This is a genomic window from Propionispora sp. 2/2-37 (assembly GCF_001298735.1).
Classification (GTDB): domain Bacteria; phylum Bacillota; class Negativicutes; order Propionisporales; family Propionisporaceae; genus Propionispora.
In genome coordinates this window covers 41,474-62,775 of the sequence record NZ_CYSP01000010.1, presented here as the reverse complement: position 1 = coordinate 62,775, position 21,302 = coordinate 41,474, and the positions used below count along the sequence as shown (strand labels likewise).

The following is a 21,302-nucleotide window of genomic DNA, read 5'->3' as shown; positions in this document are numbered from 1 at the left end:
ATAGCCTGCAGCCTCTGCTGAGCAATAAACTTAATATTCCAAGCCCTTTGCGGTTACCCGTTTTCTAAATATCCAGTACGTCCATATCTGATAGACTAAAACTACCGGTACCAACGTCAAAGCGGCTATCGTCATTATTTTTAACGTGTAGGCACTGGATGACGCGTTATGGATTGTCAAACTCCATTCCGGATTCAAACTGGATACCATAAATCTAGGAAATAAACCGGCGAAAAATGCCACGGTTGTTAAGATAATAGATAAACCACTCAAGGTAAAGCCCCAACCATATTTACACCGCCAAGCCAGCAAATAGCCGCCGACAAACAACAGGGCAGCGCCCCAGAAGGCTGTTCCCGCCAGGGAACTGTTAAACAAATCGGTATGTATATAGCTCAGCGCCAATAAACCTAAAAAAGCAACAGCAGCCGCAAGCCCAACCGTAACAGCCGTTTGCCGTACCGGCTCGACCAGCCGTTCTTCCACTTTTAAGGCGAGAAACAGAGCGCCATGAAATAGGAACACCAGCAGGAAGGCCAGACCTCCCAACAGCGTATATGGACTCAGCAGATCAAAAAAAGTTCCCACGTAATGCATATTTTCATCAATTGGAACTCCCTTAATCAAGTTGGCGACAGCCACTCCCCATAACAGTGCCGGCACAATACTACCGACAAAAATCATCCAGTCCCAGGTGTGCCGCCATACTGGATTGTCGTCTTTACTGCGGAATTCGAAGGCAACGCCGCGGACAATCAAAGCCATGAGCATTAAAAACAAAGCCATGTAAAACCCGCTGAACAAGGTGGCATACACGTGAGGAAAAGCTGCAAACAAAGCTCCTCCAGCCGTAATCATCCACACTTCATTACCATCCCAAACCGGTCCGATTGTATTAATAAGGATACGCCGGTCGGTATCATTCTTTCCCAGAAACGGCAGCAGCATACCTACTCCATAATCGAAACCCTCCAGAAAAAAGAAACCGGCAAACAAAACCGTGATGAGCACAAACCACAGCTCGTTCAATTCCATAATGCCGCCCCCTTTGCCACTTGCAGCGTGATGTTCTCACTTTGATCCGGGCCCTTGGCTACAAATTTACATACCAGATAAACTGCAGCAATCGCCAAAACACCATATAGCAGTGTAAAACCAATCAGTGAAATCCAAATTTCAGCGGCGGACACATTTGGCGAAACGGCCTGACTCACGCGTTGCAACCCATAAACAATCCAAGGCTGGCGTCCTCCTTCTGTAACGAACCAGCCCGTGGAATTAGCCAGATAAGGAACCGGCAAACTCCATAACACGGCCTGCAGCGCCCAGCGGGCAGACTCCGTCCGTTTCCAGTATAACAGCATGGCATTAACCGCTGCCAGGAAAAGCATCCAGATTCCCGCTGCAATCATGATCCGAAAACTCCAAAACAGAGGAGTAACGGCCGGTATATAGTTACCTGGTCCGTATTTCTCTACGTACATCTGTTGCAGTTCCTTAATTCCCTTGATCTCCCCGGTAAACGAATTATGCGCTAAAAAAGATAAAGCGTAGGGGACTCCCAGCTCCAGCGTATTTTTTTGATTTTCTTCGTCAATGGCCGCGGTTATGGCAAATGGTGCCGGATCGGCAGTCTCCCATAAGGCTTCAACCGACGCCAGTTTCATAGGCTGGGCTTTGGCAATAAACTGTGCTTGCAGATGGCCGGTTCCCATGATTAAAATACAGCTGATCAGCGTACAGGCAACACCAATTTTATAAGAACTGCGAAAAAAATCAAGATGAGTTCGCTTCAGCAAATGATAAGAACTAATCGCCATAACAAATATCCCTGCCGTAACCAGACCGGATACTACGGTATGCGGGAACTGGCTCCATACGTAGGGATTGGTAATCAGTGCAGAGAAATCGGTCATTTCCGCCCGCCCGTTACGCAACGCATAACCGACCGGCGACTGCATAAAGGAGTTGGCCGATAAAATCCAAAAAGCGGATAAATTGCTGGCAAAGGCCACTATCCAGATACAGGCCGCATGCAAGGGTTTTGACAAACGGTCCCAGCCGAAAATCCACAATCCTAAAAATACAGACTCCAGGAAAAAAGCAGTCAAGGCTTCCAAGGCTAAGGGAGCGCCAAAAATATCCCCCATAAACCTTGCATATTCCGACCAGTTCATCCCGAAATGAAACTCCTGGACAATTCCGGTTACTACCCCTACCGAAAAATTAACGAGGAATAGTTTTCCCCAGAATTTTGCCTTCTGCTTGTACTGAGGATTTCCCGTCCGTACATAAGCCGTCTCCATCAGGGCAACCAAAACTGATAATCCAAGAGTCAGAGGTACAAATAAAAAGTGATATACGGTAGTAATGCCAAACTGCCATCGTGCTAAGAAGATCTCGCTCATCCTTTAACCTCCTTTTACATTTCTTACAATATTTACTGTAATATTAATCAATTTATTTGTCAATCGTTTTCTGTTAATAGCAATTATCATTTATCAGGATAATCCTGTATTTTTTAGCTCTATCCCTCTTTTTTATCTATTTGCTTTAACACAAAAGATCTCCTTGCACAATGAGCAGGAGATCTTTTGTGTTAAAGCAATTTAAGCCAGGGCTTTACGGCTGTCCTTACGGGAAATAATCAAACGCTGTAAAACAATAAAGATACACAGTAAAGCGGCAATCGCAATTTTCGTCCACCATGAACTTAGCGTTCCCTGGAACATGATTAGAGTCTGAATCACGCCCTGAATTAACACGCCAAACAACGTACCGGTCATGAAACCGGCACCGCCGGTTAATGGAGTGCCTCCGATAACGGCTGAAGCGATTGCATCCATTTCCAGCCCTACGGTATGAAGGCCGTACCCGGAAAGCATATAGAAACTGAATACAATACCGGCCAGCGTGGAACAAAAACCATTGAGCGCATAAACTAATATTTTTGTTCTTGCTACAGGCAAGCCCATTAAAACAGCCGACTGCTCACTGCCGCCAATCGCATAAGCGGTACGGCCGAATTTCGTGAAATTAGCCAGATACAATGCTCCTAAGAGCGTAAGCAGGGCAATCAGCACACTAATGGTAATTGAAGTATCAAATGGCAACGGAATTCTGTAAGTGGAGACCATCTGATAAAATGGATCCGTAATCATAATGGTATCAATACTGATAACATAGCAAAGACCCCGCGCCAAGAACATTCCACCCAGCGTAACGATGAACGGCTGTATTTTAAAATAATGAATCAAAACTCCCTGTCCTAAACCAAAAAAAACTCCCAGAAGCAACATTAACGGAATAACAATAAACGGGCTTAGCTGAACATGCTCCAGCAGATGTGCCGAAAGCATGCAAACCAGAGCAATTACGGCCCCAACCGACAAGTCAATGCCTCCAATAATCAAAACAAAAGTCATTCCCAGTGCCGTGATAATCAAAAAAGCATTGTCAATCAACATGTTTAGTAAAACTTGCAGTGAAAAGAATCCCGTATATAATACAGACCCTGCTGCAAACAGCAATGCAAATAGTAGAATAGTAATATATAGAGAAATAAATTTATAATTTAGCTGTAACTTTTTCATGCTGATTCCCCCTGTTCTGGGCCAATTTACTGAATACCAGTTGGCGAAAATGATCCGACTGCAACAAACAAATAGCAATAACTACCATGGCTTTCACCACCAAGGTTACTTCCGGCGGCACGCCGATAGCGTAAATCGTTGTAGTGATGCTTTGAATCACCAGGGCACCGATTACACTGCCCAGCAGTGAGAACCGTCCGCCATCCAGAGAATTGCCGCCAAGTGCTACTGCCAGAATGGCATCCATTTCTATGAATAGTCCCGCGTTATTCCCATCAGCCGAACTAACGTTAGAACAAATGATGATACCGGCGATTCCGGCACAAAGACTGGAAAAAACATAGACGGAAAAGATATACTTTTCCACATGGATACCGGAAAATTTGCTGGCTGCGGCATTGATGCCTATGGACTCCAGGAATAATCCAATTGCCGTTTTTCTTACCATATATAAGGTGATGGCAAGTGTAGCCGCAACGATGAAAATGGCAAACGGCAATCCCAGCAAATACCCTGTGCCGATATAACTGAACGGCTTATAATAAATCGTAACAATCTGACCTTGTGTGATTAACTGGGCCAGCCCTCTGCCGGCCACCATCAGGATCAGTGTGGCTACTATTGCTTGTATACCCACTCTGGAAATGAGAAAACCGTTCCACATTCCAAGTAATGCCGAAACCGCCAGTGCGGCCAGAATAGCCAGCGGCATCGGCACATTGGCCACCATGTTCTGCACTCCGTCAATATATTCCAGATGGCCGCCAATTAGCGAAGCGGCTGTCGCCCCGGAGATCGCAATGACCGATCCCACCGAGATATCAATCCCCCTGGTAGCGATAACCAGTGTCATGCCTATCGCCAACAGCATCAGCGGCGCCGCCCGGTTTAAAATATCAATCGTAACGCCATAGAGGTGACCGTCTTTTACTTCAATGCTAAAAAAATCTTTCGTATAAATTAAATTAAAAAGCAGCACGATTACTAACGCTACTGTCGGCCAGATCAGCTGTGATTTACTGAATTCCTTCCACTTTTCTTTAATCAGTTCCATATTTTACACCCCTGCTATTGTCTGCATGACCGTTTTTTCTTCAATCTCTTCACCGGAAAGTTCCGCTACCTTCATCCTGTCCCGCAAGACAGCCATACGGCTACAGCACCGAAGTGATTCATCCAATTCGGAAGAAATAAAAATAACTGACATTCGTTGATCGGACAGCTCCAAAATCAATTTTTGTATTTCGGCCTTTGTCCCAATATCAATTCCACGGGTAGGTTCATCCAGGATCAGTAATTCCGGGTTGATCAGCAACCATCTGGCTAAGATAACTTTTTGCTGATTTCCACCGCTTAGGTTTTTGACCCTTTGCTCCGGCCCGGCAGTTTTTATATTCAACAGCTTAATATACTTATCGGCAAAATCTTCTTGCTTTTTACGGGAAATATATTTATTCCATCCTAGCTTGGCTTGAAGAGCCAAGATAATATTTTCTCTGACCGAAAGATCAGCAATAATACCTTCTGTTTTTCTATTTTCCGGACAAAAAGCCATTCCACTTTTAATCGCATCCGCCGGGGATTTAAATTTAGCCTTTTTAGCTCTGACCATCATATCACCGGTATCCGGTTGGTCAATTCCATAAAGAACCCGCGCCATCTCCGTCCTGCCGGAACCTAACAATCCCACAAAACCAAGTACTTCGCCTTTATTAACATCTAAATCAAAAGGATGTATCGAACCCTGTTTTCCCAAGCCTTTAACTGTCAGGAAGGTCTCAAGTGCCTTTTGACCTGAATATTCATCTGTTTTGCTGGTCTTTTCCTTAAATCCGTCAAATTCTTTGCCAATCATTTTGGCAATTAATTGTACCCGCGATAATTCCGCGGTGTTATACGTACCGACTAATTCTCCATTACGCAGTACCGTAATACGGTCTGATACTGCATATACCTGATCCATAAAGTGGGTCACAAATACAATTCCCATACCGTCATTTTTTAATTTGCGCATTACATCGAAGAGTTTCTCTACTTCTTTCGCGTCCAAACTAGAGGTCGGTTCGTCCAAGATGAGCACTTTTGCTGATACATCCAACGCACGGGCAATTGCCACCATTTGCTGAATAGCTACAGAATACCGTTCCAGAGGCTGAGTAACATCGATCTTTAAATTTAACCTCGATAGTAATACTGCTGAACGCTTATTTATTTCCTGCCAGTCAATATGTCCAAAACGTATCGGTTCCCTGCCAATGAAAATATTTTCCGCTACCGACAAATTGGAGCATAGATTTACTTCCTGATACACGGTGCTGATACCTAACTGCTGCGCATTATGCGGTGAATTTGGTCTGATACTTTTACCATCAAGCGTAATTTCTCCGGTATCTAAAGTCTCCACGCCGGTAAGCACTTTTATTAAGGTAGATTTTCCGGCACCATTTTCCCCCATTAAGCAGTGTATCTCCCCGCTTCTTAATTCAAAATTTACGTTCGTGAGTGCCTTGACCCCTGGAAAAGATTTAGAGATCCCTTTCATTGTCAATATTGTTCTATTATCAGCCATAACGTACTATTCACCTCCAAAAATTGAATACATCCTTTCGCAAAGGCCAGTTACGCTTGATTAAAAGAAACCCCACTCCATCAGGGACTTTCCTTGCGGATAGCCCCTGATTTTCTATTCCTCACAGAATTACGGAGTGGCATAAAGTTCGTTATTCTTAATATTTACGGTTAGGTAATTCTTTGGCTGCTACCTCAGCCGGAAAAACCCCTTCCTGGGTTAGGATTCTTTTTTCCAAAGTTTTTCCTTCAGTCAGGGCTTTTACTGCCTCTACCAATTGTGGCCCTAAGAGGGGGCTGCATTCGATTGTTGCATTTAATTTTCCTGCAATCATTGCTTCAAAGGCACCTTTGACCCCGTCAATAGAAACAATAATAATGTCTTTGCCCGGTTTTAGCCCGGCTTCTTCAATGGCCTGTATCGCCCCGATGGCCATATCATCATTATGAGCGTACAAAACGTCTATTTTCTGATTTTCCGCTTTAGCTGATTTTAGGAAAGCCTCCATGACTTCCTTGCCTTTTGCCCGCGTAAAATCACCGGTCTGGGATTTTATAATCTTGTAATTGGCATGATTTTTGAGCACTTCTTCAAAACCTGTTTTGCGGTCAATGGCCGGTGCGGAACCGACTGTTCCCTGCAGTTCCACTATATTGACAGGTTCAGTATCCTTTTTCATAAATCCGACCAGCCAGTTTGCTGCCCGTCGTCCCTCTTCAACGAAATCAGACCCCATAAAAGTGACATAGTACTCTTCCGGATTGCCGCTGCTTAATTTAACCGCTCTATCCGTTAGGATAACCGGAATTTTAGCGGCTTTGGCTTCCTGCAAGACTGCATCCCAGCCTGTTTCCACCACCGGTGAAAAAGCGATAACATCAACTTTCTGCTGAATAAAAGAGCGGATAGCTTTAATTTGATTTTCTTGTTTTTGCTGTGCATCAGAAAATTTTAAATCAATACCCGCTTCCTTCATTGCCGACTTAATGGATTCTGTGTTTGCGGTACGCCACTCACTTTCCGCACCAACTTGAGAAAAACCGACTGTAATTTTTTTACCGGCGTTTTTCTCACCTGCCGGCGCATTGGCTTCCTGTTTTGCGCCGCAACCGGCCAGTGCCAGCATCATGACACCGGCAAGTATCCCGGCAATGATTTTTCGGGATTTCCTCATAACCATTCCCCTCCCTAATATAATTTTGAATCAATTAAGATTATAAAGCACTTTTACCGATAAGTATTTTAAATATTCATAACTTTTTTATGATTTTACATACAAGGTTACTTAAAGAAGCAAGCGACCGTCATTTCCCCTCCGCCTGTATACCAACAAGGCACGGACAAAATAATAACCGCAGCAGGTCTCACTGGCCCCCTGCTGCGGCTTCTCCCGCCATATTCTGCTGTTATCAGTATTTGCGTTTTTTATATTCCTGGCTAGCCACCTCCTGCGGAAAAATACTTTCCGCAGCAATAATTTTAATAGGCAGTTGTTTGCCGGACACCCTGTCTTTTGCCGCCTTCATCAGTTCCGGCCCTAAAAGCGGATTGCATTCCACCGTACAATTCAGTTTTCCCTGCAGCATCGCCTCAAAGGCACTTTTGGTAGCGTCAATCGAAACAATCATAATGTCCCTGCCTGGCCGCAAATGATACTCTTCCAGGGCTTCAATGGCACCTAAAGCCATATCATCATTATGCGCAAATACTGCCTGAATATCGGTCGTCTCCCTTGCTAATATATCCTGCATGATTTTTTTCCCGCTGGCTTTGGTAAAATCCCCAATTTCCGAGTAAACAATCCGGTATTTTTTATTGTCCTGAATGACCTCCGCAAAGCCCTGCTTGCGGTCAATGGACGGCGCCGCCCCCAGCGTTCCCTGCAGTTCAACAATATTGACACTGGCCAGCTCTTTTGTATTGTTCATCAGCCAACGGGCCGCCTTGCGCCCTTCTTCCTGAAAATCAGCACCAATAAAGCTGCTGTATAATGAATCGTCTTCGACCTTAATCGTTCGGTCCATCAAAATAACAGGGATATTAGCCTGCTTGGCTTCCTGCAGTACTTCATCCCAGCCCGTCTCTATCACGGGTGAAAAAGCGATAATATCAACGCCCATGGCGATAAAAGAACGGATGGCTGCGATTTGCCGTTCCTGCTTTTGGTCGGCTTCCTCAAAAAACAACTCCACCCGCGCATCGGCTGCCGCCCGTTTGATCGAATCTGAATTTGCCATCCGCCATTCGCTCTCCCTGCCTAATTGCGAGAATCCAATACGTATCTTCCGGCTTTCATGGCTGGGATCTTTCGCCACCTGCCGTTCATTTTGCAAATACTCAGCTAGATTATCGGCAGTGATTTTGTTGCTCCGTAAAATAATTTTTTTAGGAACTCCCTTTTCATGGTTCAGTATATCGATAGCGTAGCGTACAGCTTCTTTTCCCCCGGTAGAGCAAGTATATGTTCCCTTCAGAACACCGTCACGCACCAGTTGTAATCCCCCGCCGGGGCCGCTTAACCCATCAACGCCGATAAATTTTATTCCTGGAATTCCCCCCGCCTTTTTGACTGCCTGATAGGCACCCAGTGCCATCGGATCGTTATGGGCAAACACAATGTCAATATCCCTGCTCCGGGTTAATATCTCCGCCATCTTATCTTCCGCTTTATCCTTTTGCCAGTCGGCTTCCATCGTCTTGACAATTTCTATCTGAGGATAATTCTTAAGGACTTCACGGAATCCTTCACTTCTTTCGCGTACCGGAGGTGAACCGGCTAAACCCTGAATTTCCACTACCTTTCCCCCGCTGCTGCGCAGCAAATCCAGGACATACCTGCCGGCTTCCTTACCGATAAACTTGTTGTCCGGTCCGATAAAGAGCGTGTAATCAGCTCCCTCCACTGCCCGATCCAATACGATAACAGGTATCTTTTTATAGGCCTTCGATACGATCGGTGTCAATTTCGCCGAATCATTAGGCGAAATAATCAGTAAATCGATACCTTGCTGCAGTAATGCTTCCACATCCCGAATCTGCTTGTCTGAACTTTGTGCCGCATCGCTAAAAACCACCCGTACATCTTTATAGGCCAGGGCTTCTTTTTTTATTTCCTCGTTCATGGCCACGCGCCAGGGTTCAATTAGATTAGCCTGTGATACCCCAATCAAAAATTTCACCGGACTGCTGCACTCCTCACTGCTGCTACGGTTTTGCCAATATTGCATAATAGAAAATACTGCCAGGGTCACGACTGCCAGCACGATTATATATTGTATATACCTATAGTACACGGTCTTCAACAATGCTGCGGCCTCCCTTTCCGATACTCAACAGGTGAGACGCCAAAGGCCTTTTTAAAAGCTGTACTAAAATAATGCTGACTGCTATAACCCACACGCTCTGCGATTTCATATATTTTGATCCCCGGGTCACCCATTAACTGAATGGCCTTACTGACTCTCACATGAGTCAGATAGTCAATAAAAGACAAGCCTGTTTCCTGCTTTAACAACCTGCTTAGATAGGTAGCACTAATTTGCATATGATCGGCTACCTCTTGCAAAGACAAATCTTCTTTATAGAAATTACTCTCGATATATTTTTGCGTGAGCATCACAATAGGGGTACAATTGGTTTTATTGTTTATATCTGCCAGCAAGCCGGCATACACCACTGCAACCTGTGCCAGCCCATCAATACCCTTCTGCGCGACAAACACGGTTTTCTTTAAATATGTTTCCACCATAGCTTCAATTTTTGCTCCGTATGTAAGCCAGACACTCATCTGCGTGATCGCCGTAATAGCGATCACATGGCCGGATTTATCGTGAAATACCATAGTACCCGAACTACTCTCCAAAATTTCATTCACGATATTTTCCACAGCAAACACCAGTACCTGCTTATCCCATTGTTTCACCGTTTCGTCTCTATTGATTTTCTCCATAATTTTTATCACTATCATACCGGAAGGTTCCCGGTACTCCAAATGAAAAAAGCTCAATTGTTCTTTAATTCCCGGCTCTGTCAACCGGCCGCCGGTCCAATCGGAAAAAAACTGCTCTTTAATCGCCGGTAAATTTCTACACATTTGCTGATTGGCCCATTGAAGAAAATGTTCCCTGTCCCCGCTCCGGGCGATCTCGCCTTTAGCCTTATTGAGAACAGCCAGCAGATGTTCCCTGCATACGGGTTTTAACAAATAATCAAATAAATGCAAGCGAACAGCCTGCTGCGCATAAGAGAACTCATCATGTCCGGTTATGACTATCACCATACATTGCTTTGCTGCTACCTGAGTAAGCAGCTCGGCCAGCTCCAGGCCGCTGAGAAAAGGCATGCAGATGTCCATGAGCAATATATCCGGCTGCAGCGCTTGAACCTGAGCCAAAGCCATTTCACCGTCTTCCGCCTCACCCACGACCTCCAGACCCAGATCCTTCCAGTCAATTAAGCCTCTCAGCCCTCTACGAATAATCGGTTCATCGTCAGCAATCAGGACCTTATACATTCAGCTTCACCCTTTCATAAGCGGATGTATTATCTTTACTACCGTGCCTGCCTCATATTCGCTTTCAAATTGCAAACCGTACTCCACACCAAAAGATAACCGGATGCGCTCATGAACATTAAACATGCCATAACCTGACTGTTCAGGCGACCTATTGGCTCTTAACATCTCCGTTATCTGCTTTATTTTTTCCGGAGTCATCCCTTTCCCATTGTCACGAACAATAAAACAAAGATTCCCCTGCTCTTTACCGGCGTAGATGCTGATTTTACCTTTGCCACGCTTAGCATGGATACCATGGTAAATGGCATTTTCAACAACGGGCTGCAGAATCAGCTTGATTACTTCGCACTCCAATATATCTTCTTCAAAGCTAATATCATACTCCAGCTTTCCCTCATATCTAACTGTCTGAATAGTCAGGTAACTATTGACATGTTCCAACTCCTCCCGTACCTTGATGACCTCCCTGCCACGGCTCAAAGCAATACGGAATAGTTTCGCCAAAGCGTTGACCATCTTGACAATATCCGCCATCCCCTGCGCTTGTGCCATCCATTGAATGGTATCCAGTGTATTATACAAAAAATGTGGTTTTATCTGCGCCTGCAAGGTTTTCAGTTCTGCTTCACGCTTGCTTTTTTGCTCCTCATAGACCATATCGATCAGCTTGCTGATTTCTCCGATCATTCTGTTAAAACTATTGCCTAACCGTCCAATTTCATCGTTGTAGCGGCTATGGAACCGTACGGAAAGATCTCCGTCTTCCGCTCTATGCATAAGCTTGCCAAGTGCAAGCAGCGGTTTGGCAATGGATGCCGTAAAAAACAGGGATGCGATCGTGGCCAGCATCAGCGTAATTAATGCAATAAAAAAAGAATAATACCGGTTTTGAGCTACCTCGCCCAGCGTTTCGTTCAGTGAAAATACGCCGACAGTCTTCCATTTTGTATAATCCGATTCTTTATACATAATCTGATAACGGTCATCTTTTATTTTTTTTACCGTACTGCCAGACTGCTCGCCCAGCCATTCATAATTCACACGATAGACAATCGGATTAATTGGAGCATAAACAATTCCGCCATTTTCATCCATAATATACAAAAATCCTTTTTTCCCCAGCGTGATACCATCAATCAATTTCTTGATGACCTCCAGCTTCATATCAATAAGAATGACTCCCATACATCTGCCAGTAAGAGGATTTTTAACCGCTTTGGCAACCGCAACAACATCATCCGCACTATAGTTAATATTGGTCATGATATTGCGCCCGATAGGCTTACTGAATAGCTGTACCGTATTGGCTTCAGCAACAGAACGTTTGTACCACATCTCGGCAGTAAGCGGATCTCTGGAAATTGTCGTCATTTCATTACTGGCATACCGGTCATTTTCACTGACCACCATAATTCCGGCAATCTCCGGATGAATGGATTTATAAGTTGCTAAAACCTTGTAAACTTCGCCTTTTTGCTCATTGCCTGACTGCGATAATTCATTCTCTGAAGCATTGAGAAACTGCTTAACCCGGGGATCATTCGCCAGATAATAGATTAAGTTTTCCATATCATGAATGTAAAACTCTACATTATCGGTAACTTTTCCAATCATTTGTGCCGTGTGAGTATTCACTTCCTCCTCCATGGCCTTGCTGTAAATCACATCACCGATCATTCCCATGGTAATAATAGGCAGTAAAATCAGAGAAAAAAAATATAACTGTAATTTAAAACGGATACTCTTCCCCTTCAAGAAGGAAGTAAGCAAGGGTTTGATCACCTACTTCGCCTGCATCTTGGTTTTCAATATAATTATAATTTTCTGAAACAGCCAAGTCTAGAAATAAATGGAATTTTTGTTATTTTTCTTCTGACGGCTGTTTATCACTATTGAGTCAATGATTCATTTACTTCTACAAATAGCTAGCAACTCCTCTATTCTTCAAAACATAAATTAAATATTTAATTTATGTTTATTCATATTTATAGCGGCCTCTGTATAGAAAAAATCCTGTAAAACCTCAATTTACAAGGTTCTACAGGATTTTACGCTGGGATTACTCCCATTCAATCGTAGAAGGCGGTTTGGAAGTGATATCATATACGACTCTGTTTACACCTTTTACTTCGTTGACAATACGCCGTGAAATAGTATCCAAAACTTCATACGGCAGTCTCACCCAGTCGGCTGTCATACCGTCTTCACTGGACACGATCCGCAGCCCCACCGTATAGGCATAAGTACGTTCATCACCCATAACACCAACGCTTTTCATTGCCGGCAATATCGCAAAAGATTGCCATACTTTCCGATACAGGCCTGCAGCCTTTATTTCCTGGTGTACAATCGCATCGGCGTCCCGTAAAATCTCCAGCCGTTCTTCAGTAATTTCGCCAATAATCCGGATGGCCAGTCCCGGCCCGGGGAAGGGCTGACGCCAAACGATATCTTCCGGTAAATTCAACTCTCTGGCCAAAGCACGAACCTCATCCTTAAACAATTCGCGTAAGGGTTCAACCAGTTCAAACTGCATATCCTCCGGCAAACCACCCACATTATGATGGCTTTTAATAACAGCTGCCGTTGCCGTGCCGCTTTCAACCACATCCGGATATAACGTGCCTTGCACCAAAAAATCAATTTTGCCTAGTTTGGCGGCTTCCGTTTCAAAAACGCGAATAAATTCTTCACCGATAATTTTACGCTTCTGCTCGGGATCGGTTACACCGTCGACCCGTTTCATGAAGCGGTCTACCACATTGGCATACACAAGATTCATTTTAAAGCCGTCACGGAAGGTTTTTACCACCTGTTCCGGCTCACCTTTACGCAAAAAGCCATGATTTACAAACACACAAGTTAGCTGGTCACCAACGGCACGGTGCACCAGCACGGCAGCCACGGACGAATCAATACCGCCGCTCAGCGCGCATAAAACCCGTTTATTGCCTACCTGCTCCCGGATTGCCTGGATGGCCTTATCCACAAAGGACCCCATATTCCAGTCACCGGTACATCCGCAGATGTTAAACAAGAAATTGCGCAACATCTTCATGCCTTCGGGCGTATGCACTACCTCGGGATGAAACTGAACGCCATAGATGCGTTTCTGCTCATTGGCCATAGCCGCTACCGGTGTGCTGTTGGTATGGGCAGTAACGCTAAATCCGGCTGGTGCCGCTTCGATGTAGTCGCCATGGCTCATCCAAACTTGCGTTTCATTGCTGATTTCGGTAAATATTCCCTCATACCCGTCAAGATACAGGCGGGTATTGCCATACTCCCTGGTAGCGGCATGAGCCACCTTGCCGCCCAGGGTATGTGCCATAAACTGCATACCGTAGCATATTCCCAAAACAGGAATGCCGATTTCAAAAATTTTCGTGTCACAGACAGGTGCGTTATCACCATAGACACTGGACGGTCCGCCCGAAAATAAAATACCCCTGGGATTCATGCCGGCAATTTTTTCAATTGCAGTATTGAACGGCACAATCTCACAGTACACACCGCATTCGCGGACACGTCTGGCAATTAGCTGGCTGTATTGGCCGCCAAAATCCATGATGATGATCAATTCACTATGCTTCATAAATATTATTATCCCTCCTGCTTTGAGCGTAATATATCATATCCTGCTACTTATTGTAAATAGTTTTCAGCAAGGTTTCTTTTCTTAATTCACGACAGCCGCATTTTCCCGTCGCCGCCAGGTCCCGGATGGTATTGATAATAATGCGGCCAATCATGGGTGCGTCATCGTAAAAAATGTCTTTAAGCTGCTGGTGCGACCAGTCTTTCACCACGCCTTCACCATAGTTAACCACAAAGTACAGCCCTGCGTAGCAAGCTCCAATTTCTCGTGCCAGATAGACTTCCGGACACAGGCTTTGGCCGACAATATCGGCATTTCCCCGCATCATGGCAATTTCTGCCGGGCTTTCAAAGTGCCTACCTTCCGTCACTGCATAAATTCCGCGCTCAAAAATACGTCCTGTATACTGTTTCCTGGTATTCTGCAGAAGGATATCACGAATTTCCGGACAAAGAGCATCCCGCATAATCAAAAGATATTTTCCCTCCAGCCCTACGTCCTTCCGGAGAGACATGTCGATATAATCATGCGGAATAACAAAGTCGCGCGGATCAAGCAGATGGTTGACCGAACCCACGCCGCCCTCCGCTATAATCCGTTTTACACCGGCCTCACGCAAAACCCAGAAGACCTGGCGTGAAGCATCGGCGCGACTGATCCCGCTGCGCCAGCCATGCATACGGCAGGTAAGTACCTGCCTGCCGTCAACGCTAAATAAACGAAAGGCCGGACTTAGTCCATAAGGGGTTTCAAACTCCAGTTCATCAGCCAGCAAGGTAACTCCTGCATCGTCAATCCCCTGTGGAAAATTACTGGATAATGTCCCCGAACCGCCGATAACTGCAAATTCCGTTGTAAGTAAATTCATCACTACACCTCAGAAAACAATTTGATAATGTTATATTCCGTATCACGCTGTGCAGGGCGCCTACCCGCCGCACGAATCAGTTCCTTCATTTTATTGATCGACATTTGATATTGTGTTCCCGCTGCCCTTACAACGTTTTCTTCCAGCATAATACTGCCTAAATCGTCGGCACCAAAAGCTAGGGTCAGCTGCCCAACCCGTTCACCCTGCGTTACCCACGATCCCTGAACATGGCTGATATTGTCCAGATACAGCCTGGCCACTGCCAGAGTACGCAAGTATTCCCAGGCCGATATTTTCTCACCGCCCAGCTCCGTGTTGCCCGGTTGATAGGACCACATAATAAATGCCCGGAATCCCCCGGTTTGATCCTGAAGCCGGCGGAGTTTTTCCATATGCTCGATCCGTTGTTCCGTTGTTTCTCCCATACCAATTACCATGGTAGCCGTTGTTGCCAGTCCGGCACGATGTGCGGCTTCCATTACCGCAAGCCAGTCCCCTGCACTGATTTTACCCGGACTAACCTGACGGCGCACCTCGTCTACAAGAATTTCGGCCCCGCCCCCCGGCAGGGAATCCAGGCCTGCTTCTTTTAAACGGATTAATGTCTCTTTTATTGACAATCCTTCTCTTTGTGCCAGATAAAGTACTTCGGTCGGGGTAAACGAATGAATGGTAATCGCATACTCTTTTTTTATTGACTGCAATAAATCAAGATAATAAGAAAATCCCAGTTCCGGATTCAACCCTCCCTGCAGCATAATTTGTGTACCACCGGCATTCATGGCTTCCCTGATTTTTTCAAGAATAACTTCTCTAGGCAATACATAAGCATCCTTATGACCGGCAGGGCGGTAAAATGCACAGAAGCGGCATTGGCTGACACATACATTGGTATAATTAATATTACGGTCAATAATAAAGGTTACCACATCGCCAGGATGTTTTTCCCGGCGCACCGCATCGGCAGCCTGCCCCAAATCCAGGATATCCGCCTGACACAATAATTCAGTGCCTTCTGCAGCTGTAATCCGCTTATTCATGGCCCACCTCGGCAAAATCCAGCACAGGCATCCTGGGAATTATGGCAAGTTCATAGGCACGTCGGTAAAATGTCAGCAAGGCTTTCTTATGTGCTTCGGTAAATTGATAATTGAGCAGGGATAGATAGGTAACAATCTGCCGGGCGTCAAACGGTGACGTATGCTCGGCAACGGCAGCGGCCTTTTCTATACGTACCAAACCATAGGAAAAACCGCCTGTCACCTGAAGGTAAATCCGCTGTAGCAAGTCAGCCTGTTGTTCAGCAAAAGAACGGTTAACCGCCCATACCGCATAAACCATAGATAAGCCGGTTAACTTCCGCCACTCCTCACCCATATCATAATGATAGTAAGGCTCTTGTTGATGAAGATAGGCATGCAGGGCATCGTCGCCAATAAACAAAACGGCATCTGCCGTTTCCAGCACCCCTTCCGCTAAAGACAGTCCACTGATAAAATAATCGGCCTGCACCTGGTAAGCCTGTTGCAGCACGATTTTGAGCAGGGCATGCGAGGTCGCCGACTTGGCTGTCAAAGCTATTTTTGCTCCGTTTAACTCGGCAATCGGCCGTTTCGATACCAGCAAAATACTTTGGAGTCCGGCAGCGGCACTTATGGATACATCAGGCAGGATCAAAAGCTCATCCGCATGCAAAGCGTAAATAATAGACGATACCGGGCTGACGTCCAGTTCTCCCTGAAGTAAAGCTTGATTTAATCGCGAAGGGACTTCCGGATAGATGTACAGGCCCTCATTAAACCCGCCTTGCTTAAAACCATAATCTAATGGCAAACAATTGATAAAGTTAATATGTCCCAGTTTCGGCTGTATCATTGCCTGATCCATCCTTTCCATAAATTTTTACAGGATGGTAGAAAGTATCACGTTCTACCGGAATAAATCCGGTCTCCCGGACTAACTTAATAAGCTCCCCTTTGGTGATGCCTTTTTGGGTACTGGCTCCTGCGGCATGAATAATTTTTTCCTCCACTACAGTACCGTCCAAATCATCCACCCCAAAGCTAAGAGACAACTGAGCGATCGGCAAAGTAAGCATCATCCAGAAGGCTTTAATATGCTCAATATTATCCAGTACCAATCTGGCAATGGCAATCATTTTTAAGTCCTCCCAGGCACTCGCTCTTGCCGTTTGTCCAGCTAATGCCGTATTATCCGGATGAAAGGGAAAGGAGACAAAAGCCTGAAATCCCCTCGTCTGATCTTGTATATCCCGTATGGTAAATAAATGACGGATTCTTTGCTCAACCGTTTCAATATGTCCGTATAACATGGTTGCATTGGTTGGTAAACCCAACCGGTGCGCTGTTTTCATGACTTCACACCATTGCTGAGTCGTGGCCTTGTTCGGGCAAATTCGCCGGCGTACTTCATCATCCAGTATTTCTGCACCTCCGCCAGGAAGTGAGTCGAGTCCGGCTTCCTTTAACCTGCAAAGGACGGTTTCGATTGAAATCTGGGCAATGGTACTAAAATGTATAATTTCCACCGGTGTAAAGGCTTTTACATGAATAGCAGGCAATGTCCGTTTAACCGCTTTTACAATATCCAGATAGTATTGAAACGGCTTGTCCGGATGCAAGGCACTTACCATGTGTATTTCAGAAAGATCCGGATATTCATTGGCTGCAGCCCGCACCAGCCTCACAACCTCTGCTTCATCCATAATGTAGCCGGCAGCATTTTCCGCTTTGCAGGCAAAAGCACACAAAGGGCAGCCGGAAACACAAATATTCGTCAAATTAATATGCCGGTTTACATTAAAAAACACCTGGCTCCCGGATTTAGCCTGCTTCACCAAACGAGCCAGTTTAGCCAGATGTACTATATCGTTATGCTGGTATAAAGCCATTGCTTCAGAAAAATTCAGCCGCTTACCGGATAAAATCTTTTCTGCAGCAGCATCAACAGTAACCATGGATTCACCTTCACTTCTGTTCATTCCCGTAACATAATATGTAACCTTTTTACATTCGCCGGCAGAATCGCATTTCCTGCCTGTTCGTTAAATGTCTAAACATTAAGAATACGGAGCAGTTTTTGACTGCTCCGCACCGCTAATGCTTTAGTAGCCCTTTTTCACTATAATTTTGCAATAATTCGCCAACCGTCACAATCTTATAGCCTTCCGCTTTTATTTTATCCAGCAAAATAGGCAGAGCTTCCGCTGTTTGAACCGGTGTGTCGGATGCATGCATAAGAATAATGGCTCCAGGCTTAAGGCGTTTCATTACGCGTTCCACAATCACATCACGTCCCGGATTTTTCCAATCCAAAGAATCGACATTCCAGATAATCGTCTTATAACCTAACTCATCCGTGACCTTCAGAGAATTTTGCGAATAATGGCCGTTAGGCGGACGAAGCAGTGTTGGTTCCGCACCGGTAACTTCTTTAATCAGTTCATGTGCTTTTTGAATATCTTCACGCACCCATTCAGTCGGCTTATCGCCATAGTTTTCGTGCCGATACCCATGACTGGCGATTTCATGACCGTCAGTCACCATGCGTTGTGCCACTTCCGGAAATTTTTTCGCCCAGGGTCCCATAATAAAGAAGGTAACTTTCACATCGTTTTGTTTTAGCGTATCCAAAATAGAGGGCGTAAATTTATTGCCCCAGGAATGATCAAACGTTAAAGCCACTACCTTTTGTTCTGTCCGGGTACCGGCAATGGCCATAGGGCCGTTTGCAATCAGCTCGGCAATCTCTACGTAGACTGTGCTGATAGCCAATAACCCAATCATACTATAAAATAAATGCCGATATGTTCGAAAACGCCGCAGATTAAAAACCATGCGCATACCTCCCTACTCCCTAACAAACTGTAGTAGTACTTATGCAAAAAGGAGAAAGAATATGCTCCAAGGGAAAAAGAAACAAGAGGCTGCCACAAGTTTAATTTGCCAACTTTCAGTGTTTGCGAAGAATGAAAGAGAAAGCCTCGCACAAGTTCTCTCAACTCGTGCGAGGCCTCAAATTTGTTAGCAATATGTCAGCATTGGGTATTCCCTACCATGGAGGGAGACCCCTTGATTTCTGAGCTGTAAGGTGTCCTTACATCATGCCGCCCATACCGCCCATGCCACCCATACCGCCCATAGCGGCAGCGGCAGCAGCACCACCATTATCTTTTTCCGGTTTATCGGCAACCAATGTTTCCGTTGTCAATACCATAGCCGCAATACTTGCCGCATTTTGTAATGCGGAACGGGTAACTTTGGCAGGATCAACAATACCGGCTTTAATCATATCAACATATTCTTCAGTTAATGCATTGAAACCAAAACCTTTACCGGCTTTTTTAACACCTTCGACAACAACGGAACCTTCCAGTCCGGCATTGTTGGCAATTTGACGAACCGGTTCTTCAATAGCACGTTTAACAAGTTCCATACCGGTTTTTTCATCACCGGTAAGAGCTAATTTTTCAAGTACGGTTTGAATATCAATGAAAGTAGTACCACCACCGGCTACAATGCCTTCTTCCACAGCCGCGCGGGTTGCATTAAGAGCGTCTTCAATACGCAGTTTCTTTTCTTTCAGTTCCACCTCGGTAGCGGCACCCACCTGAATGACAGCTACGCCGCCGGCTAACTTAGCCAGGCGTTCCTGCAGTTTTTCTTTATCGAAATCGGAAGTGGTTTCTTCGATTTGTGCCTTGATTTGATTCACACGGGCTTTAATAGCGTCGGATTCGCCGGAGCCGTTAACGATGGTAGTTTCTTCTTTGGAAATGCGAACTTGACGGGCACGTCCGAGATCGGTCAATTCAACGCTGTCCAGTTTGCGTCCCAATTCTTCCGTAATAACACTACCACCGGTAAGAATGGCGATATCTTCCAGCATAGCTTTACGGCGGTCACCAAATCCGGGAGCTTTCACCGCTACGGCTTTAAAAGTACCACGGAGTTTATTGACAACCAAGGTAGCCAAAGCTTCGCCTTCAATATCCTCAGCAATGATTAACAATTCACGGCCCTGTTGGACCACTTTTTCCAGTACGGGCAGCAAATCAGCAATCGCGGTAATTTTACGGTCGGTGATAAGAATGTAAGGATCGTTCAAAACAGCTTCCATCTTGTCAGCATCGGTGATCATATAGGGAGAAATATAACCACGGTCAAACTGCATACCTTCTACTACTTCAAGGTCGGTACCCATGGTTTTGGATTCTTCTACAGTAATAACGCCGTCTTTTCCTACCTTTTCCATAGCTTCGGCAATTAGTTTACCGATTTCATCGTCGGCAGCAGAAATCGAAGCCACCTGAGCAATAGCGTCTTTGGTTTCCACTTTTACAGCATTTTTCTTAATTTCATCAACAAGAGCATCAACAGCCCGTTGAATACCTTTTTTCAGGATCATCGGGTTGGCACCGGCTGCTACATTGCGCATTCCTTCACGAATCATAGCCTGAGCCAGCAGGGTTGCAGTAGTCGTACCGTCACCGGCTACATCATTGGTCTTGGTAGCAACTTCTTTCACCAGTTGTGCACCCATATTTTCAAACGGGTCTTCCAGTTCAATGTCACGAGCGATAGTTACACCGTCATTGGTGATCGCAGGTGCGCCAAATTTTTTATCCAGAACAACATTACGACCCTTAGGTCCTAAAGTAACTTTTACAGCATTGGCAAGAGCGTTTACGCCTCTTTCCAGCGCACGGCGTGCCTCTTCATCAAAAATAATTTGCTTAGCCATTATGTATGACCTCCCTTTATTATTCTACAATAGCCAGAATATCTCTTTCGCTCAGGATGAGATAATCCTGCCCGTCAACTTTAACTTCAGTTCCGCCATATTTTGCAAAAATAACTTTGTCCCCCTCTTTGACATCCAGGGCCACACGTTGACCGTTATCCAGCAATTTGCCGGTGCCAACGGCTACAATTTTGCCTTCCTGGGGTTTTTCCTTGGCAGTATCCGGCAGGACGATACCGCTTTTTGTTTTTTCTTCTTTTTCCACGACTTTAACAACCACTCTGTCGCCTAACGGCTTAATCATGAAAACGACCTCCCTTTATAGTGTTTGTCATTTATAATTTAATTGTTAGCACTCACTGACGTCGAGTGCTAATTCCATAAACTATGAT

The 21,302-nt window shown here is 45.2% G+C and carries 17 protein-coding genes; all 17 read right to left on the bottom strand.

The window, feature by feature from the left end; translation table 11 throughout:
• Positions 1-30: 30 nt before the first annotated feature.
• A complete protein-coding gene (cydB, locus tag P22_RS11895; RefSeq protein WP_054260460.1) occupies positions 31-1,035 on the bottom strand; it encodes a cytochrome d ubiquinol oxidase subunit II in 1,005 nt (334 codons plus the stop codon).
• Positions 1,026-2,408: a cytochrome ubiquinol oxidase subunit I gene (locus tag P22_RS11890; RefSeq protein ID WP_054260459.1), complete on the bottom strand. Its 1,383-nt coding sequence runs from the start codon at positions 2,406-2,408 to the stop codon at positions 1,026-1,028. The genes cydB and P22_RS11890 overlap by 10 nt, the downstream gene beginning before the upstream one ends.
• 201 nt (positions 2,409-2,609) lie before the next feature.
• Positions 2,610-3,593, bottom strand: coding sequence for a galactofuranose ABC transporter, permease protein YjfF (gene yjfF, locus P22_RS11885; protein WP_054260458.1), 984 nt, complete (start codon positions 3,591-3,593; stop codon positions 2,610-2,612).
• Complete coding sequence (locus P22_RS11880) at positions 3,568-4,647, bottom strand: ABC transporter permease (RefSeq protein ID WP_054260457.1); 1,080 nt, start codon at positions 4,645-4,647, stop codon at positions 3,568-3,570. Before P22_RS11880 ends, yjfF begins: the two co-directional genes overlap by 26 nt.
• A 3-nt stretch (positions 4,648-4,650) precedes the next feature.
• Positions 4,651-6,162 carry a sugar ABC transporter ATP-binding protein gene (locus P22_RS11875; protein WP_054260456.1) on the bottom strand — a complete coding sequence of 504 codons (1,512 nt, stop codon included), beginning with the start codon at positions 6,160-6,162 and terminating at the stop codon, positions 4,651-4,653.
• A 157-nt stretch (positions 6,163-6,319) separates the two neighbouring features.
• The gene (locus tag P22_RS11870) at positions 6,320-7,336 is read right to left on the bottom strand and encodes an ABC transporter substrate-binding protein (RefSeq protein ID WP_072169800.1); all 1,017 of its coding nucleotides are present in this window, start codon (positions 7,334-7,336) and stop codon (positions 6,320-6,322) included.
• A 235-nt stretch (positions 7,337-7,571) separates the two neighbouring features.
• Positions 7,572-9,467, bottom strand: a complete 1,896-nt coding sequence (locus P22_RS11865; protein WP_235814637.1) for a substrate-binding domain-containing protein — start codon at positions 9,465-9,467, stop codon at positions 7,572-7,574.
• Positions 9,461-10,675 carry a response regulator transcription factor gene (locus tag P22_RS11860; RefSeq protein WP_054260455.1) on the bottom strand — a complete coding sequence of 405 codons (1,215 nt, stop codon included), beginning with the start codon at positions 10,673-10,675 and terminating at the stop codon, positions 9,461-9,463. The genes P22_RS11865 and P22_RS11860 overlap by 7 nt, the downstream gene beginning before the upstream one ends.
• 6 nt (positions 10,676-10,681) lie before the next feature.
• Positions 10,682-12,460, bottom strand: coding sequence for a cache domain-containing sensor histidine kinase (locus P22_RS11855; RefSeq protein ID WP_235814636.1), 1,779 nt, complete (start codon positions 12,458-12,460; stop codon positions 10,682-10,684).
• Positions 12,461-12,737: 277 nt separating this feature from the next.
• The gene (gene guaA / locus P22_RS11850) at positions 12,738-14,282 is read right to left on the bottom strand and encodes a glutamine-hydrolyzing GMP synthase (protein WP_373432675.1); all 1,545 of its coding nucleotides are present in this window, start codon (positions 14,280-14,282) and stop codon (positions 12,738-12,740) included.
• A gap of 37 nt (positions 14,283-14,319) precedes the next feature.
• Complete coding sequence (locus P22_RS11845; RefSeq protein ID WP_054260453.1) at positions 14,320-15,144, bottom strand: MTAP family purine nucleoside phosphorylase; 825 nt, start codon at positions 15,142-15,144, stop codon at positions 14,320-14,322.
• A gap of 2 nt (positions 15,145-15,146) precedes the next feature.
• Positions 15,147-16,187, bottom strand: a complete 1,041-nt coding sequence (gene mqnC, locus P22_RS11840) for a cyclic dehypoxanthinyl futalosine synthase (protein WP_054260452.1) — start codon at positions 16,185-16,187, stop codon at positions 15,147-15,149.
• Complete coding sequence (locus P22_RS11835; RefSeq protein ID WP_054260451.1) at positions 16,180-17,022, bottom strand: menaquinone biosynthetic enzyme MqnA/MqnD family protein; 843 nt, start codon at positions 17,020-17,022, stop codon at positions 16,180-16,182. Before P22_RS11835 ends, mqnC begins: the two co-directional genes overlap by 8 nt.
• Positions 16,994-18,124: an aminofutalosine synthase MqnE gene (gene mqnE / locus P22_RS11830; protein ID WP_054260450.1), complete on the bottom strand. Its 1,131-nt coding sequence runs from the start codon at positions 18,122-18,124 to the stop codon at positions 16,994-16,996. The genes P22_RS11835 and mqnE overlap by 29 nt, the downstream gene beginning before the upstream one ends.
• A gap of 139 nt (positions 18,125-18,263) precedes the next feature.
• Complete coding sequence (gene pdaB / locus P22_RS11825) at positions 18,264-19,004, bottom strand: polysaccharide deacetylase family sporulation protein PdaB (protein ID WP_054260449.1); 741 nt, start codon at positions 19,002-19,004, stop codon at positions 18,264-18,266.
• A gap of 259 nt (positions 19,005-19,263) precedes the next feature.
• Positions 19,264-20,910 carry a chaperonin GroEL gene (gene groL / locus P22_RS11820; RefSeq protein WP_054260448.1) on the bottom strand — a complete coding sequence of 549 codons (1,647 nt, stop codon included), beginning with the start codon at positions 20,908-20,910 and terminating at the stop codon, positions 19,264-19,266.
• Between the two features lie 19 nt (positions 20,911-20,929).
• Complete coding sequence (groES, locus tag P22_RS11815) at positions 20,930-21,214, bottom strand: co-chaperone GroES (RefSeq protein WP_054260447.1); 285 nt, start codon at positions 21,212-21,214, stop codon at positions 20,930-20,932.
• Positions 21,215-21,302: the final 88 nt, after the last annotated feature.

What these genes read in the sequence shown, in the direction of transcription:
- cydB (WP_054260460.1), bottom strand. Translation starts at nt 1,035, where the DNA reads ATGGAATTGAACGAGCTGTGGTTTGTGCTCATCACGGTTTTGTTTGCC.
- P22_RS11890 (WP_054260459.1), bottom strand. Translation starts at nt 2,408, where the DNA reads ATGAGCGAGATCTTCTTAGCACGATGGCAGTTTGGCATTACTACCGTA.
- yjfF (WP_054260458.1), bottom strand. Translation starts at nt 3,593, where the DNA reads ATGAAAAAGTTACAGCTAAATTATAAATTTATTTCTCTATATATTACT.
- P22_RS11880 (WP_054260457.1), bottom strand. Translation starts at nt 4,647, where the DNA reads ATGGAACTGATTAAAGAAAAGTGGAAGGAATTCAGTAAATCACAGCTG.
- P22_RS11875 (WP_054260456.1), bottom strand. Translation starts at nt 6,162, where the DNA reads ATGGCTGATAATAGAACAATATTGACAATGAAAGGGATCTCTAAATCT.
- P22_RS11870 (WP_072169800.1), bottom strand. Translation starts at nt 7,336, where the DNA reads ATGAGGAAATCCCGAAAAATCATTGCCGGGATACTTGCCGGTGTCATG.
- P22_RS11860 (WP_054260455.1), bottom strand. Translation starts at nt 10,675, where the DNA reads ATGTATAAGGTCCTGATTGCTGACGATGAACCGATTATTCGTAGAGGG.
- P22_RS11845 (WP_054260453.1), bottom strand. Translation starts at nt 15,144, where the DNA reads ATGAATTTACTTACAACGGAATTTGCAGTTATCGGCGGTTCGGGGACA.
- mqnC (WP_054260452.1), bottom strand. Translation starts at nt 16,187, where the DNA reads ATGAATAAGCGGATTACAGCTGCAGAAGGCACTGAATTATTGTGTCAG.
- P22_RS11835 (WP_054260451.1), bottom strand. Translation starts at nt 17,022, where the DNA reads ATGATACAGCCGAAACTGGGACATATTAACTTTATCAATTGTTTGCCA.
- mqnE (WP_054260450.1), bottom strand. Translation starts at nt 18,124, where the DNA reads ATGGTTACTGTTGATGCTGCTGCAGAAAAGATTTTATCCGGTAAGCGG.
- pdaB (WP_054260449.1), bottom strand. Translation starts at nt 19,004, where the DNA reads ATGGTTTTTAATCTGCGGCGTTTTCGAACATATCGGCATTTATTTTAT.
- groL (WP_054260448.1), bottom strand. Translation starts at nt 20,910, where the DNA reads ATGGCTAAGCAAATTATTTTTGATGAAGAGGCACGCCGTGCGCTGGAA.
- groES (WP_054260447.1), bottom strand. Translation starts at nt 21,214, where the DNA reads ATGATTAAGCCGTTAGGCGACAGAGTGGTTGTTAAAGTCGTGGAAAAA.